At 71.2% G+C, this 15,238-nt stretch carries 16 protein-coding genes; 6 read left to right on the plus strand and 10 right to left on the minus strand.

The window, feature by feature from the left end:
* Positions 1 to 2: 2 nt before the first annotated feature.
* From FAF44_RS22230 to FAF44_RS22265, 8 genes are all read right to left on the minus strand, one after another.
* A complete protein-coding gene (locus FAF44_RS22230; RefSeq protein ID WP_237105156.1) occupies positions 3 to 581 on the minus strand; it encodes an RNA polymerase sigma factor in 579 nt (192 codons plus the stop codon).
* A 79-nt stretch (positions 582 to 660) separates the two neighbouring features.
* The gene (locus FAF44_RS22235) at positions 661 to 1,446 is read right to left on the minus strand and encodes an SDR family NAD(P)-dependent oxidoreductase (RefSeq protein ID WP_237105157.1); all 786 of its coding nucleotides are present in this window, start codon (positions 1,444 to 1,446) and stop codon (positions 661 to 663) included.
* An 85-nt stretch (positions 1,447 to 1,531) separates the two neighbouring features.
* Positions 1,532 to 2,347, minus strand: coding sequence for a lysophospholipid acyltransferase family protein (locus tag FAF44_RS22240; RefSeq protein WP_237105178.1), 816 nt, complete (start codon positions 2,345 to 2,347; stop codon positions 1,532 to 1,534).
* 122 nt (positions 2,348 to 2,469) lie between these two features.
* Positions 2,470 to 3,465, minus strand: a complete 996-nt coding sequence (locus FAF44_RS22245) for an NAD-dependent epimerase/dehydratase family protein (RefSeq protein WP_237105158.1) — start codon at positions 3,463 to 3,465, stop codon at positions 2,470 to 2,472.
* A 23-nt stretch (positions 3,466 to 3,488) separates the two neighbouring features.
* Positions 3,489 to 3,587 carry an AURKAIP1/COX24 domain-containing protein gene (locus tag FAF44_RS22250; protein WP_018654693.1) on the minus strand — a complete coding sequence of 33 codons (99 nt, stop codon included), beginning with the start codon at positions 3,585 to 3,587 and terminating at the stop codon, positions 3,489 to 3,491.
* 174 nt (positions 3,588 to 3,761) lie between these two features.
* On the minus strand, positions 3,762 to 3,965 hold the full coding sequence (locus FAF44_RS22255) for a helix-turn-helix domain-containing protein (protein WP_026214222.1): 204 nt from the start codon (positions 3,963 to 3,965) through the stop codon (positions 3,762 to 3,764).
* A 312-nt stretch (positions 3,966 to 4,277) separates the two neighbouring features.
* Positions 4,278 to 5,060: a phosphatase gene (locus FAF44_RS22260; RefSeq protein ID WP_237105159.1), complete on the minus strand. Its 783-nt coding sequence runs from the start codon at positions 5,058 to 5,060 to the stop codon at positions 4,278 to 4,280.
* A 42-nt stretch (positions 5,061 to 5,102) separates the two neighbouring features.
* Positions 5,103 to 6,266, minus strand: coding sequence for an acetoin utilization protein AcuC (locus FAF44_RS22265; protein ID WP_237105160.1), 1,164 nt, complete (start codon positions 6,264 to 6,266; stop codon positions 5,103 to 5,105).
* A 125-nt stretch (positions 6,267 to 6,391) separates the two neighbouring features.
* Here FAF44_RS22265 and FAF44_RS22270 point away from each other — a divergent pair, with 125 nt between their 5' ends.
* From FAF44_RS22270 to FAF44_RS22285, 4 genes are all read left to right on the plus strand, one after another.
* Entirely contained in the window at positions 6,392 to 7,456 is a 1,065-nt protein-coding gene (locus tag FAF44_RS22270) for a sensor histidine kinase (RefSeq protein ID WP_237105161.1), read from the plus strand.
* The gene (locus FAF44_RS22275) at positions 7,453 to 8,106 is read left to right on the plus strand and encodes a response regulator transcription factor (RefSeq protein ID WP_237105162.1); all 654 of its coding nucleotides are present in this window, start codon (positions 7,453 to 7,455) and stop codon (positions 8,104 to 8,106) included. Before FAF44_RS22270 ends, FAF44_RS22275 begins: the two co-directional genes overlap by 4 nt.
* A gap of 80 nt (positions 8,107 to 8,186) precedes the next feature.
* Positions 8,187 to 9,077: an ABC transporter ATP-binding protein gene (locus FAF44_RS22280; protein WP_237105163.1), complete on the plus strand. Its 891-nt coding sequence runs from the start codon at positions 8,187 to 8,189 to the stop codon at positions 9,075 to 9,077.
* Positions 9,074 to 9,820 carry an ABC transporter permease gene (locus tag FAF44_RS22285; RefSeq protein WP_237105164.1) on the plus strand — a complete coding sequence of 249 codons (747 nt, stop codon included), beginning with the start codon at positions 9,074 to 9,076 and terminating at the stop codon, positions 9,818 to 9,820. Before FAF44_RS22280 ends, FAF44_RS22285 begins: the two co-directional genes overlap by 4 nt.
* Before the next feature lie 57 nt (positions 9,821 to 9,877).
* On the opposite strand, the gene proC is transcribed toward FAF44_RS22285, so the two are convergent.
* The gene (proC, locus tag FAF44_RS22290) at positions 9,878 to 10,672 is read right to left on the minus strand and encodes a pyrroline-5-carboxylate reductase (protein WP_237105165.1); all 795 of its coding nucleotides are present in this window, start codon (positions 10,670 to 10,672) and stop codon (positions 9,878 to 9,880) included.
* Between the two features lie 45 nt (positions 10,673 to 10,717).
* Complete coding sequence (locus tag FAF44_RS22295; protein WP_237105166.1) at positions 10,718 to 11,599, minus strand: proline dehydrogenase family protein; 882 nt, start codon at positions 11,597 to 11,599, stop codon at positions 10,718 to 10,720.
* 63 nt (positions 11,600 to 11,662) lie between these two features.
* Here FAF44_RS22295 and FAF44_RS22300 point away from each other — a divergent pair, with 63 nt between their 5' ends.
* On the plus strand, positions 11,663 to 12,148 hold the full coding sequence (locus tag FAF44_RS22300) for a hypothetical protein (RefSeq protein WP_237105167.1): 486 nt from the start codon (positions 11,663 to 11,665) through the stop codon (positions 12,146 to 12,148).
* Positions 12,149 to 12,288: 140 nt separating this feature from the next.
* On the plus strand, positions 12,289 to 15,144 hold the full coding sequence (locus FAF44_RS54860; RefSeq protein ID WP_308193357.1) for a LamG-like jellyroll fold domain-containing protein: 2,856 nt from the start codon (positions 12,289 to 12,291) through the stop codon (positions 15,142 to 15,144).
* Positions 15,145 to 15,238: the final 94 nt, after the last annotated feature.

Consider the following 15,238-nt stretch of genomic DNA (forward strand, 5'->3'; position numbering starts at 1 on the left):
CGTCACTCCTTCTCCATCGGGTTGGCGTCGCCGAGCGCGGCGCGCACCTTCCGCCTGCCCCTGTTGAGGCGGGAGCGCACGGTTCCCACCGGGATGCCGAGTGCCCGCGCGACCTCCTCGTACGTCAGGTCGCCCCAGGCGATCAGCAGCAGCACGTCGCGGTCCTTGGCGGGCAGCGCGGCCAGGGCGCCGGCCAGCTCCGCGCGCACGGCCTGGGCCGTCACCCCGGCCGCCACCCGGTCGGCGGGCGACTCCACGTCGGAGTCCACGGGCGCGCGCAGCAGGGCCCGGTAGCGGGCCGCCTCGGTGCGGTGGTGCCTGGAGACGAGCTTGGTGAGGATGCCGAAGAGCCACGGCCTGGCGTCCGGGTAGGCCAGGTCGTAGCTCTTCCTGCGGGAGAAGGCGACCAGGAACGTCTCTCCGACGAGGTCCTCGGCGGGTTCGGGGCCGAGGCGTCTGGTGACGTAACGGTAGAGCATGGCGGAGTAGCGGTCGAAGAGCTCGGCGAACGCCTCGGGATCTGTCCACGAGGCCCGTACGAGGTCCGCGTCCGCGCCCCTGACGGCGGGTTGTGTGATCATCTCCGCCCTTCTGCGGGGGATGGGTCACGGATGTCTCGCCACAACCCGCCGATCGGGTTCACGTGCCGGCGGGCGCGCCCTAGATCTCCTTGAGCTGCCCCCCGTCGACCACGAACTCGGCGCCCACCGTGCTGCCCGAGCGCGGCGAGGCGAGCAGGGCGACCACGTCGGCGATCTCCTGCGGGTGCGCCAGCCGCCCGGTGGCCAGGCCCATCATCGCAGGGGCCACCTCGGTGAGCACGCTGTCCCGGTCGGAGCCCACCATGCCGGCGAAGACCTCGGCCGCGCCGCCCTCCTTGGTCCACCAGTCCGTCAGCACCGGGCCCGGCGAGACGGTGTTGACCCTGATGCCCTGCGGGCCGTACTCGGCCGACAGGGACTTGCCCAGGGCGAGCACGGCCGCCTTGGCGGCGCTGTAGTCGACGTTCACCGCGCCGGGCTGCCTGGCCATCGTGGACGACACGTTGACGATGGAGCCGCCGCCCCGCTCCAGCAGGTGCGGCACGACGGCGCGGACCATGCGCACGACCGAGAACAGGTTGAACTCGACCATCGCCGCCCAGTCCGCGTCCGCGGGCGTCATGAACCCGCCGCGCGGCAGGATCGCCCCGGGGGGCGGGCCGCCGGCGTTGTTGACCAGGATGTCGACCCCGCCGAACTCCGCCACGGCGCGCGCGACGACCTCGGCGGGCGCGTCCGGGTCCATCAGGTCCACCGCGACGTTCAGCACCTTCGCGTCGGCGGGGGTGCGGGAGGCGGCGACCACGTGGGCCCCCTCCTCGGCCAGGGTGCGGGCGATGGCCAGGCCGATGCCCCTGGACGCGCCGGTGACGATGGCGACGCGGCCGGAGAGCTGCAGATCCATGGGGAGTTCCCTTCGATGTTCCTTCGAGGTTCGGGCGAACCGTGCATGGAACACCGGGGTGCCGGGGGCGGTTGCGCCCCGACGGTCACAGGAACGGCGGGAAGGCGTGGCCCCTGCGCAGCCGCAGCTCGTTGAGGAGTTGCTGGATGACCTCGCGCACGTGGTCGGTGATGTTGAAGACGAGCATCGGATCGTCGGCGGCGGACGGCTCGTACTCATCGGTGCGGATCGGCTCGCCGAACTCGATCATCCACTTGGACGGCAGCGGCACCAGGCCGAGCGGCCCCAGCAGCGGGAAGAACGGCGTGATCGGCAGGTAGGGCAGCCCCAGCGTCCGGGCCAGGAAACGCAGGTCGCCGATCTTGGGATAGATCTCCTCGGCCCCCACGATCGCGGTGGGCACGATGGGCACCCCGGCCCGGATGGCCGAGGCCACGAAGCCGCCCCGGCCGAAGCGCTGGAGCTTGTAGCGCTCGGAGAAGGGCTTGCCGACACCCTTGAAGCCCTCGGGGAACACGCCCACCAGCTCGCCCTTGCGCAGCAGCCGGTCGGCGTCCTCGGGGCAGGCCAGCGTGTGGCCGGTCTTGCGGGCCAGGTGGCTGAGGAACGGGAGCTGGTAGACCAGGTCGGCGCCGAGCAGCCGCAGCGGCCTGCCGACCTCGTCGTGCATCGCCACCTGCAACATCAGCGCGTCGAGCGGCAGCGTGCCGGAGTGGTTGGCGACGATCAGGGCGCCGCTGTCGTGGGGGATGTTCTTCAGCTCGACCGCGTCGACCCTGAACCAGTGGGTGTAGAGCGGTCTGAGCAGTTCGAGCACCACTTTGTCGGTCAGCTCGGCGTCGTAGCCGAACTCGTCGACCTCGTAGTCGCCCATGACGCGCCGGCGCAGGAAGGCCAGCAGCCCGGCGAGTTGCTCGGCGAACTGCTCGGCGAGTTCGTCGGCGGACCGGTCGGCGGCGGGCTCGTCGAAGGATGGGGCCTCGCTGATCGGGATCACGCGGCCCTCCTCCTCGTCGGGAACGCTCACGCGCGCGCACCTCCGAGCGGTCGCAGCTCGCGGGAGCGCAGGAAGTCGTCGAAGGCCGCCCCGGTGCTGAACTTGGGCCGCCAGCCCAGCTCGGCCTCCAGGCCGGCGGTGTCGACCGCGCGGCCGTGGCTCATCAGGCGGACCTGCTCGGGCGAGTACTCGACCAGCCCCATCCGGCGCACGGCGCTGCCCAGCACCTTGAAGGCGGGCGAGAACAGCGGCAGCGACAGCCGCCCCGCCCTCCTGGCGCACTGGGAGAGGAGCAGCACACCTGCCCCGGCCACGTTGAACGTGCCGGGGTGGTCTTCGGTCGCCATCCGGCGCAGCACCTCGACCGCGTCGTCCTCGTGGACGAACTGCAGCCGCGGGTCGAAGCCGAACACGGTCGGCAACACCGGTTGGGTGAAGTAACGGGTCAGCGGCGAGTCGACGCCCGGACCCATGAAGTTGGCGAAGCGCAGCAGCGAGACGACCACATCGGGACGACGCCGGGCGAAGCCCCGCACGTAGCCCTCGACCTCGGCCGCGTCTTTGGCGTAGCCGTGGACGGGGCCCTCATGCGGCTCCAGGGACTCGGTGAACACCGCCGGATCGCGGGGCGACGAGCCGTAGACGGCGGTGGTGGAGCGGACCACCACGCGCCGCACGGTCGCCGACCGCTGGCAGGCACCGAGCAATTGCATGGTGCCGATCACGTTGTGCTCCTTCATGGCGGCCCTGCCACCGCTCCGCGAGGGAGCGCTGACCAGGCTCATGTGCACAACGGTGTCGATGTCCGCGGCCGCGATCACCTGGGCGATGTCGGGGCTGCGCAGATCGACCCGGACGAATTCCGTCCGGCCGAGTGAGATGCCGCCTTCTCGCGTCAGCGAGGGGGGCGGCACGGTGTCCACTCCGATGACCCGGCTGATGTCCGGGTCGGCCGCCAGAGCACTCGCCACCCGGGCGCCAATGTGGCGCGAGACCCCGGTGACCAGCACAGTGTGGGTCATCAGCGCCTCGCAAGCTGCGTCGGTTACTTCTTGTTGCGCCGCTGGATGCGCGTCTTCTTGAGCAGCTTGCGGTGCTTCTTCTTGGCCATCCGCTTGCGGCGCTTCTTGATCACAGAGCCCACGGGACCCCCAGGTACTGATAGCAAGTCTGAACCGATGTGCGAGCGCACACCGGCTCACAGACTACCGGCGATCCACGGTAGATCGCCCCTCGGGGGGTGAGAGCCCGGTCCCAGCAGCGGCGACCGGGCCTCTCCCGCAAGAGCACTCACGACACGCCGCGGCGTGTCGCTACGTCAACCTGCCTCGATGTAGGCCTCCCGCAGATAGTCGTGTACCGCCTGCTCAGGCACCCTGAACGATCGGCCGACTCGGATGGCCGGCAGCTCGCCTGAGTGGACGAGCCGGTACACCGTCATCTTGGACACCCTCATGACCGTCGCCACTTCTGCGACGGTCAGGAACTTCACCTCGCTGAGAGGTCTTTCGCCTGCACCCATCGGACGCCTCTTCCGCACGTGTTTCCGGGTTATCCCCACTGGTGCCATTGCTCACGCACGTGTACTGCCGTCAGCGTAAGTCGGGACTCCGAGTGCGCAAACCCCCTATTTTCTCAGTTGACGGAGCCACCTGTCAGCCGAACCAGCGAAATCGCTGGCCAGCAGCCTGACCGGGCACCTCGCCTGGACGTTGGAACTGTCCAAGCTGCCACACATAAGAGTCGCCGGAGCCCTATCAAAAGTTGGCAAAGGGACAGCGAGCCTCTTGGAATGCAGGCGCGAAAAGACCGTATGGGGATGACCGAATTCGACTCAAAGTGCTTGTGAGACGGTTGTGACCAACCTCTCGGTCAACGGAGCGTAGTAGCGCGGCAACACGTTGTCGTCAAGCGGCACGACCACGTCAAGCTTGCCCTCCGCCTCACCGACGAAGAGCCCGGGGTCGTTGCTGTCGGCGAACGCCACCGTCGGCACACCGGCCTCTCCGGCCGCTCCCGCCCAGCCGTGGTCGGCGATCACGAGGTCGGGCAGGCCGCCGTCGAGCTCGCCGAGCATGTGCCGCATCGGGTCGGCGTCGTGGGTGTGCACCAGCGCGCCGCGGTCGTCGAGCATGGCGATGTCCTGGAGGTAACGGATCCGGCGCGGACGCCCGAAACCCGACCCCGCGTACGTCCACCCCTCGGCCGGGGACAGCAGCCGCGCCCCCTTGCTCGCACAGAGGTCCGCCAGCCGCAGATGCACGGCCAGCAGGCCGGTGGGGTGCCCCGTGGCGAACAGGATGCGCGGCTCAGGTCGCGCCAGCACCGCGGCGATGCGCTCGGCCATGGCGTCGATCGCGTCGATCGTCAGGTCGGGGTCGATGGTGTCCTGGCCCCAGCGGTGGCCGGGATCGGAGACCACGCCGGCCGACTTGGCCATCAGGGCCAGGATGTCGCGGTACGGCCACGGCTGGTCGAAGATCAGCCCCAGCGCGTAGTAGGGGTCGCCGTTGGCCAGGGAGCTGTAGTGGTCGAGGTTGTTCTCGCGGGGGGTCGCGACATCGCCCGCTATGCGCGTGTGGACAAGGTGATCTCGGAGTTCGTCGCGGCTCAGCACTGGTTCTTCCTCGTCGGGGAATCGAGGCCGTGCAGCCTCTCGTCAGGGCATCGGATCGAGGCCGTGCAGGGGGAACACCGCGTTTCGGGTCGCCATGACCGCACGGTCAATGGGGTCCGCTGGATCATAACCACCGGACAGGTCACGAAATTCCGGATTGCGGCCGTCGGTCATGGTCAGGGGCGGTGTCTCGCCCGTACGCTGCCGTACGAGCTGCCGCCAGTCCGGCCCCGTCGGCGTGGCCGGATCGATCGGATGCCCCGACAGCTCGGCGATCAGGTGCGTCCAGGCCCGCGGCACCACCTGGACCAGCTCGTAGCCGCCCCCTCCGGTCGCGATCCACCGCCCGCCCGCCGTCTCGTGCGCCAGCCGGTGCAACGCGGCGTACGCGGCCCGCTGGCCGTCGACGCTGAGCATCAGGTTGGCCAGGGGGTCGAGGGCGTGGCTGTCGCAGCCGTGCTGGGTCACGAGGATCTCGGGCCCGAACTCGCGCAGCAGCGGCGGCACGACCGCGTGGAAGGCCCGCAGCCAGCCGGCGTCGCCGCAGCCGGCCGGGAGCGCGACGTTGACGGCCGTGCCGTCGGCGCCGGTCTCGTTCGGGAAGCCCGTGCCGGGGAACAGCGTGCGGGGGCTCTCGTGCAGGCTGATCGTCAGGACCCTGGGGTCGTCGTAGAACGCGGTCTGCACGCCGTCGCCGTGGTGGACGTCCACGTCCACGTACGCGACGCGGCTCACGCCCTGCCGCAGCAGCCACGCGATGGCCAGCGCCGGATCGTTGTAGACGCAGAACCCGCTGGCCGCGGCCGGCATCGCGTGGTGCAGCCCGCCGGCGACGTTGACCGCGTGCTCGGCCGTGCCCTCCCACACCGAGCGGGCGGCGGCCAGGGAAGCCCCGGCGATCAGCGCGGACGCCTCGTGCACGCCGGCGAAGGCGGGATTGTCGGTGGTGCCCAGCCCCACGCTCAGGTCGGGACGGCCGTCGGCGGACACCCGCCTGACGGCCTCGACGTAGGCGCGGTCGTGGACCATGGCCAGCTCGTCGTCGCTCGCGGGAGCGCACCCGGCCACCTCGACCTTGTCGAGCACGCCCAGCTCGCGGGCCAGCGCCATGGTGAGCTCCACCCGGACGGGCGCGAGCGGATGGCTGGGGCCGAAGTTGTAGGAGGTGAGAGCGTCGTCCCAGATCACCCGTGCCGACCGGCTCATGCCAAACCCTCCACGTGGTCCCTCGCCTTGCGCCGACGTTACCGCAGCGCAGACGCCCGTCTGAAGCCCGGGTTCGACGCCGCTGCCCCGGCTGTACCGACATTTCCTGAACTAGGGTTGCCAACGTGCGCGCGGCACGGACCCTCATGACGATCGTGCGATTCTTCCGGCGTCCGGCGGTCTTCGACCGGACGCTGGTGATCGTGCTCGCCGTGCCGGCGGCCGGCGCGATCACCCTGCTGGTCCTCGCGCGCGAGTACGACGGTGTCTGGAGCCCCGTCCACTACCTGCTCGGCGTGCTCGCGCTGCTCGTGCGCCGCCGCCGGCCGGTGGCGGCGCTCGGCCTGCTGGCCGTGGTGGACGCGGTGTTCCTGCTGACGCACGCCGTGTCCTACGTCAACCTGCCCACCTTCATCGCCCTCTACAGCGTCGGCCGCCAAGGAGGCGATCGCGGTCGTGCGCCCGCCGGTGTGGCGGCGCTGTTCTCGGTGGGCGTTCCCGTGGGCGTCGGGCAGCTCGTGCGGCTCCGGGCCGAACTCGGCGAGCGTGGCAGGCGCGAGGCCGCCGACGCCGCGGTGCGCGCCGAACGGCGGCGCATCGCCAGGGAGCTGCACGACGTGGTCGCGCACCACATCACCGTGATCAACGCGCTGGTCGGCGGCGCGCGGGCGACGCTGCCGCCGGGGCAGGCCGTCACCAGGGACGCCCTGGAGAGCGCCGAGCAGACCGCCCGCCAGGCGATGTCGGAGATGCGCCGCCTGCTCGACGTCCTGCGGGCCGACGGCAACGAGGGGCCCGACGCCGCGACCGGGGTGGGCGCCGACCGGCTGCCCGCGCTGATCAGGGAGGCCGGGTCGGCGGGGCTGCCGGCCACCCTGACCGTGACGGGCGCGGCCGTGGAGCTGCCCGCCGCCGTCGATCACGCCGTCTACCGGATCGTGCAGGAGGCGCTGACCAACACCCGCAAGCACGCGGCCGGGGCCAGGGCCAGCGTGCGCCTGGCGTACGGGGCCGCCGCGGTGGAGGTCGAGGTGCTCGACGACGGCGTGGCGAAGAACGGGGGCGCTCCCGGCTTCGGGCTCGGCGGCATGGCCGAGCGCGTGGCCCTGTGCGGCGGCCGGCTGTCCACCGGTCCCCGTCCCGAAGGAGGATTCCGCGTGCACGCCCGTATCCCGCTGGAGCAAAGATGATCACGGTTCTGCTCGTGGACGACCACGCGCTGGTGCGCATGGGCTTCCGGCTCATGCTCGACGCGCAGCCCGACATCGATGTCGTCGGCGAGGCCGGGGACGGCGAGGGGGCGGTGGAGCTGAGCAGGCGGCTGCGCCCCGGCGTGGTGCTGATGGACCTGCACATGCCGGGCATGGACGGCGTGCGCGCGACCGAGCTGATCACCGCGGAGCTGCCGGGCGTGCGGGTGCTCGCGCTGAGCACGTTCGACCTGGACGAGAACGTGGTCGCGGCGCTGCGGGCGGGCGCCGCCGGCTTCCTGCCCAAGGACGTCTCCCCCGAGGAGCTGATCGAGGGCGTCCGCGTCGTGCACCGCGGCGAGTCGGCCGTGGCCCCGCGCCTGCTGACCCGGCTCATCGGCACGTTCGTCCGCGGCCCGGCCTCGCGTTCGGCGCCCGCCGCGCTCTCGGGGCTCACGGAGCGCGAGCGGGAGATCCTCGTGCTCATCGCCCGCGGCCGGTCGAACGCGGAGATCGCCGCGGGCCTGGCCGTCTCCCCCTCGACCGTGAAGAACCACGTGACGAGCCTGTTCGCGAAGATCGGCGTCAGGGACCGCGCGCAGGCCGTGATCATCGCTTACGAGGCGGCGCTGATCCACCCTGGAGAGTAGGACCACGGTCCTAGACGCCCGTCCGGCGAACGGTTCCCGGGCAGGAAGAAACCCGGCGTACCGGACGGCACGCTGGGATCATGACCGCGATTCGGGCAACGAACCTGAGCAAGCGCTACGGCGGCACCCTGGCCGTGGCTGACCTGACGTTCGACGTCGAGCCCGGTCGGGTGACCGGCTTCCTCGGCCCCAACGGCGCCGGGAAATCAACCACGATGCGTATGGTCCTCGGCCTCGACCACCCCTCGGGCGGCTCGGTGCTCGTGGACGGACGACCGTACGCGGAGCTGCGGCACCCGCTCCGCAAGGTGGGCGCGCTGCTGGACGCCAAGGCCGTGCACGGCGGGCGCAGCGCCCGCAACCACCTGCTCGCCATCGCGCAGAGCAACGGCATCCCGGCCGCCCGCGTGGCGGAGGTGCTGGCGGCCGTCGGCCTGAGCGAGGTGGCCAGGCGACGCGTCGGCGGGTTCTCGCTGGGCATGGCGCAGCGGCTGGGCATCGCCGCGGCGCTGCTCGGCGATCCGGAGATCCTGCTGTTCGACGAGCCGGTCAACGGGCTCGACCCCGACGGCATCCTGTGGATCCGCACGTTCATGCGCGACCTGGCGGCCGAGGGGCGGACGGTGTTCGTCTCCAGCCACCTGATGAGCGAGATGGCGCAGACCGCCGACCACCTGATCGTCATCGGCAAGGGCCGGCTGATCGCCGACACGAGCGTCGGGGAGTTCATCGGACGCAGCTCCCAGGGCTACGTACGGGTCCGCTCGCCCCGCCTGGCCGAGGTGTCCGACCTGGTCAAGGTCGGCGAACTGCACCCCGACCACCTGCGCGTGACCGGCCTGAGCACGCTCGAGATCGGCACCATGACCGCGCGGGCCGGCATCCCGCTGGAAGAGCTGACGTTCGTGCAGCCCTCGCTCGAAGCCGCCTACATGGAACTGACCAAGGACAGTCTGGAGTTCTCCGCATGATCGACATCCTCCGGTCCGAATGGACGAAGATCCGCTCGGTGCGCTCGACGGTCTGGACGCTGGTGGTCACCGCCTTCCTGATGGTCGGCCTCGCCGTCGCGTTCGGCTTCGCGGCCAAGGGCTCCGCCGGCGGGGAGCCCGTTCCCGGCGACGCCGCGACCATGATGAGCATGGCGGGCGTCATGGTGGCCTCGCTGTCCATGGCCGCGCTGGGCGTGCTGGTGATCTCCAGCGAGTACCGCACCGGCGGCATCCGCACCTCGCTCATGGCCGTGCCGAAGCGCATGAGCCTGCTCACCGGCAAGATCGCGGTCTTCACCGCGACGGCGCTGGTCACCTCCCTGCTCGCGGCGTCCGCCGCCATGCTGGCGGGCCTGCTGATCACGCAGCCGCCGTCCCTCGACATGGGGGACGTGCTGCGCTCCGTGCTCGGGGCGAGCCTCTACCTGACCGCGTGCGGCCTGTTCGGGCTGGGTCTGGGCACGCTGATCAGGCACACGCCGGGGGCCATGGTGTCGGTCATCGCGCTGATCACGGTGCTGCCCCCGATCACCGTCCAGCTCCCCGGGCAGTGGGGCAGGACGGTGAGCGAGTTCTTCACCACCAACGCGGGCATGCTCATCGTGATCCCGCCGCGCGGCGACAGCACGCTGGGGCCGTGGAGCGGGTTCGGCGTCTACCTGGTCTGGATCGCCGTCCCCCTGATCGTGGGCGCCGTCGCCATGCGGCGACGCGACGCCTGACCGGCCCGAAGCGGCAGCCGGACGCGACCGGCGGCGCGGCGGTCGCCGGGAGGCCCCTCAGCCGGAGGCGAGCTGCCGGCCGCGGTCGCGCGCGGCCTCGATGGCGGCGAGGAACGCCGCCCGGACGCTGTGGCGCTCCAACTCGGCGATCGCCGCGATCGTCGTGCCGCCAGGAGAGGTGACGGCCTCGCGCAGGATCACCGGGTGCTCCCCCGAGTCGCGCAGCATGATCGCCGCCCCCACGATCGACTGGGTGACCATGTCGAGCGCGGCCGAGCGCGGCATGCCGAGCAGGATCCCCGCGTCGACCATGGCCTCGACCAGGTAGAAGAAGTAGGCGGGCCCGCTCCCGGACAGCGCGGTCGCGGCGTCCTGCTGCGACTCGGGGATGCGCAGCACCTTGCCGACCGGCCGCAGCAGCCCCTCGGTCAGCTTCAGGTGCTCCTCGCCCGCGTACGACCCCGCCGAGATCACGCTCATCGCCTCGTCGAAGCGGATCGGGGTGTTGGACATCACCCGCACCACTGGCACCTCGACCCCGAGCCGCTGCTCGACGAAGGACGTGGTGATGCCGGCCGCCGCGCTGATCACCAGCCGCTCGGCGGGCACGTAGGGGGCGATCTCCGCCAGCAGCGTGCCCATGTCCTGGGGCTTGACCGCCAGGACGAGCGTGTCGGCCATCTTGGCGGCCTCCGGGTTGGACACCGTGCGCACGCCGTACGTGCGGCGCAGCGCCTCGGCCCGCTCGTCCCTGCGGGTGGTCGCCACGATGTCGTCCGGCTCGAACCCGGCGCGCAGCAGCCCGGACAGCAGCGCCTCGCCCATCTTGCCCGTGCCCAGAATCGCGATCATTTCGGCCTCTCGAACGAAGTGGACGCTGGCCTGGCAGCCTATCGGCTAGTGGCGCGAGATCAGCGAGCGCAGGAAGAAGGCCAGGTTGCGGGGACGTTCGGCCAGGCGGCGCATGAGGTAGGCGTACCAGTCGGAGCCGTAGGGGACGTAGACGCGCACCCGCGCGCCCAGCCCGGCCAGGCGGGCCTGCTCGTCGGGGCGCACACCGTAGAGCATCTGGTACTCGAAGCCGGTCGCGTCGCGGCCGTCGAGCACGGCCAGCGCGGAGGCGATGCGCAGCAGCTTGGGGTCGTGCGTGGCGACCATGGGGTAGCCGGTGCCGGCCATGAGGATCTTCAGGCACCGGACGAAGGAGCGGTCGATGTCGGCGGGCCTGGCGTAACCGCCCGGCGCGGTGTAGGCCCCCTTGCACAACCGCACGCGGGCCCCGCCGAGCTTCTCGCAGCGGTCGAGCGAGTCCGGCAGGTACGCCTGCACCACCACGCCCACGCCGGGATGTTCCCTGCGCAGGGCGGCGTGCACGGCGTGCAGCCCGGGGATCGTGTCGTGCTCCTCGGCGTCGAGCGTCACGGTGACGTCCTTCTCGGCGGCGGCGGCGCAGATGGCGGCGGCGTTCGCGGTGGCCAGCCGCCGTGACTGGCGCAGGCCCAGCGCGGTGAGCTTGACCGACACGTCGGAGCCGGCGGGCAGCAGGCCGAGCAGCGACACGTAGGAGGCGACGGCCGCCTCGGCCCGCGCGGGGTCGGTGACGTCCTCGCCGAGGTGATCGACGCTGACCAGTAATCCGTCGCGGGTCAGCGCGCCGACCACGGCCCCGATGTCGTCGGCGACGTAGCGCCTGACCACGTCCGCGGTCAGCGGTGAGGTGGTGACGAGCCGCTCGGCGCGCCGGCTCTTCGAAAGGGCGAGCATGGCCTGTCGGAGCACGCGAACCACACTAGCCACCTGAACCGCCGGGCGGTGGGATCCGTCGTATGGGGTATGCGGACAATGACAGCGACTCTCCTGGCCGGTTCTCTGGCACTCGCCACGGCCTGCGGCACGGCCCCGCCGACCGAGCGGGCCTCCGCCTCGGTCCCCGCCAAGCCCCCGGCCGTCTCGAACCCGGGCGTCTCGAACCCGGCTGTGTCGGTGCCGGTCACGACCACTCCGCCGAACGCCCCGGAGGAGGGTCCCAAGCCGGTCAAGCCGACGGGCGACGCCATCAACGTCCACAAGATCCGCTGGACCCAGGCCAAGGCGGTCTCGAAGGGCAAGAAGGTGCGGCTCACCTGGTGGTCCGGGGTGGAGCCGTGCACGGTCCTCGACAAGGTCAAGGTGAAGGAGACCTCGAAGAGGGTCACGATCACCCTGTACGAGGGCACCTCGCCGAAGGCGCGGAACATGTCGTGCATCATGATCGCGATCGAGAAGACCACGACGGTCAAGCTGAAGAAGCCCCTGGGCACGCGCAAGATCGTGGACGGCGCGAAGTAGAACCCCAAGTAGCGACAAATTGGGATATGTCCACTTACGGACAACCCCAGTGACAAATGATCGATTTGTTGCGATACATCGATCAGAGCACCGTGGCGCGGGGGCGCCGGTGGTGATGTCACGCTCCAATGGGGGGACCCGTGAGACGGCTCTTACGCTGCCTAGTTTCCGCTGCCCTGGTCACCGCCGGACTCGTCGCGCTCGCGCCCCAGGCCGCGGCCCTGCCTCAGCGCTTCCAGAAGCAGACCGTGTTCAGCGGCCTGGTCAGCCCGACCAACGTGGAGTTCGCCCCCGACGGGCGGGTGTTCGTGGCCGAGAAGGGCGGCTACATCAAGGTCTTCGACTCGCTCACGGACACCACGCCGACCGTCTACGCCGACCTGCGCACCAAGGTGCACGACTACTGGGACCGCGGCCTGCTCGGCCTCGCCCTGCATCCCGGCTTCCCCGCCGACCCGCGCGTCTACGTCCTCTACTCGTACGACGCCGAGCCCGGCGGCGCCGCCCCCCGCTGGGGCCTGCCGAACGACGACTTCGACGAGTGCCCGTCACCTCCCGGCCCGACCGAGGACGGCTGCCGCATCACCGGCCGCCTGTCGGTCATCTCGCCCTCGGGGGCGGAGACCCCGCTGATCACCGACTGGTGCCAGCAGTACCCGAGCCACTCGGTCGGCGATCTGCAGTTCGGCCCCGACGGCGCGCTCTACGCCTCGGCCGGTGACGGCGCCAGCTTCCAGTTCCCCGACTACGGCCAGGACAACCTGCCCAGCTCCGACGTCGTGCCGGACAACCCGTGCGGCGACCCGCCGAACGCCGTCGGCACCGCGCTGAGCCCGCCCGCCGCCGAGGGCGGCGCGCTGCGCGCCCAGGACGTGCGGACGAACGGCGACCCGGCCGGCCTGTCCGGCACGATCATCCGGATCAACCCCGACACGGGCGCCGCCGCCGCCGGCAACCCGAACGCCGCCAGCCCCGACCCCAACGTCGCCCGGATCATCGCCCACGGCCTGCGCAACCCCTTCCGCATCACCGACCGTCCCGGCACCGGCGAGATCTGGTCGGGCGAGGTCGGCTGGGGCGCGTACGAGGAGATCAACCGGATCGCCGCCCCCACGGCGGGCGTGGCGAACTTCGGCTGGCCCTGCTACGAGGGCCCCGGCCGCGAGGACGGCTACGACGCCCTGAACCTCACCCTCTGCGAGAACCTCTACAGCGCCGGAGCCGCCGCGCACACCCAGCCGTTCTACTCCTGGAACCACGGCCGCCGCCTCAACACCGCCGACACCTGCGTGCCCGGCGGCCAGTCCTCCTCCAGCGGCGTCGCCTTCCACGCGGGCGGCCGGTACCCGCAGGCGTACGACGGAGCCCTGTTCTTCTCCGACTACAGCCGCAAGTGCGTCTGGGTGATGACCGAGGGCGCGAACGGGCAGCCCGACCCGGCCACGGTGACCACGTTCGACACCGGCATCGGCGCGGTCGAGCTGGAGACCGGCCCGAACGGCGACCTGTTCGCGGTCGACTTCGACAACGGCAGGATCGTCCGCTACCTGTTCGACAACGCGCCGCCCACGGCGGTCATCAGCGCCACTCCCACCACCGGCACCGCCCCGCTGACCGTGAACTTCTCGGCCACCGGCTCGACGGACGCCGACGGCGACCCCCTCACCTACGCCTGGGACCTCGACGGCGACGGCGAACTCGACGACTCCACCTCGGCCACCCCGTCGCGCACCTACCAGCAGACCGGCTCGTACGTGGTCACGCTGCGGGTCAAGGACGACAAGGGCGGCCAGGGGGACGCCACGGTCACGATCAACGTGGGCAACTCCGCGCCCACGGCGGCCATCACCACGCCGTCGTCCGCCACCACGTGGGCGGTCGGCGACACGATCGGCTTCTCGGGCACCGGGACCGACCCGGAGGAGGGCACGATCCCCGGCTCCCGCATGACCTGGACCCTGATCATGCACCACTGCCCCGGCGCCTGCCACGAGCACGAGATCACCAGGTTCACCGGCGCGTCCGGCTCCTTCCAGGCCCCCGACCACGAGTATCCGTCGCACCTGGAGCTGCGCCTGACGGTGACGGACCAGCACGGGCTGAGCGACACCGAGAACGTGCTGCTGCAGCCGAGGACCGTGAACCTCACCTTCCAGACCGATCCGCCCGGCCTCCGCCTCGGCTTCAACCAGGAGCAGACGGTGACCCCGTTCACCAGGACGGTGATCGCCGGCTCCAGCAACTCGGTCACCGCGCCCTCCCCGCAGGGCGAGCACGCCTTCAGGTCCTGGTCGGACGGGGGCGCGGCCACGCACAACCTGCTCGCCCCGGCCACGTCCACGACGTACACGGCCACGTACGAGGCCGTGCAGGCCCCGTCCGGGCTGGTGGCCGCCTACGGCATGAACGAGAACGCGGGCTCGACGACGGCCGACTCCTCCGGCGCCGGCAACACCGGCACCCTGACCGCCACCACGTGGTCCGCCGCCGGCAAGTACGGCCCCGCGCTCTCCTTCAACGGCTCCTCCAGTTGGGTCACCGTCAACGACTCCCCCGGCCTGCGCCTCACCACCGGCATGACCCTCGAAGCCTGGGTCAATCCCACCACGGTCACCAGTTGGCGCACCGTCCTCATGAAGCAGTACACCGGCGACCTCGCCTACGCCCTGACGGCCGGAAGCCACGTCGACCGTCCCCACACCGTCATCCACACCACGGGCGAGGTCAGCACCGGCGGCACCGCCACGCTCCCGCTCAACACCTGGAGCCACCTCGCCGCCACCTACGACGGCACCACGCTGCGCCTCTACGTCAACGGAGCCCTCGTCAGCCAGCGCACCGCGGGCGGACCCGTCCGCACCGACGGCAGCCCGCTGCGCATCGGCGGCAACAGCCTCTGGGGCGAGTACTTCAACGGCCGCATCGACGAGGTCCGCGTCTACAACCGGGCGCTCGGCATCACCGAGATCCAGACCGACATGAACACCCCCCTCTGAGCCACCTCCCCGAAGCGGACCCCCGGTGACGCACCCACGCGCCGGGGGTCCGCCCCTTTTACTCTCCTCGAGCGGTGCCGGGCGACCAGGTTCG

The organism is Nonomuraea sp. MG754425 (assembly GCF_021699195.1).
Taxonomy (GTDB): Bacteria; Actinomycetota; Actinomycetes; order Streptosporangiales; family Streptosporangiaceae; genus Nonomuraea.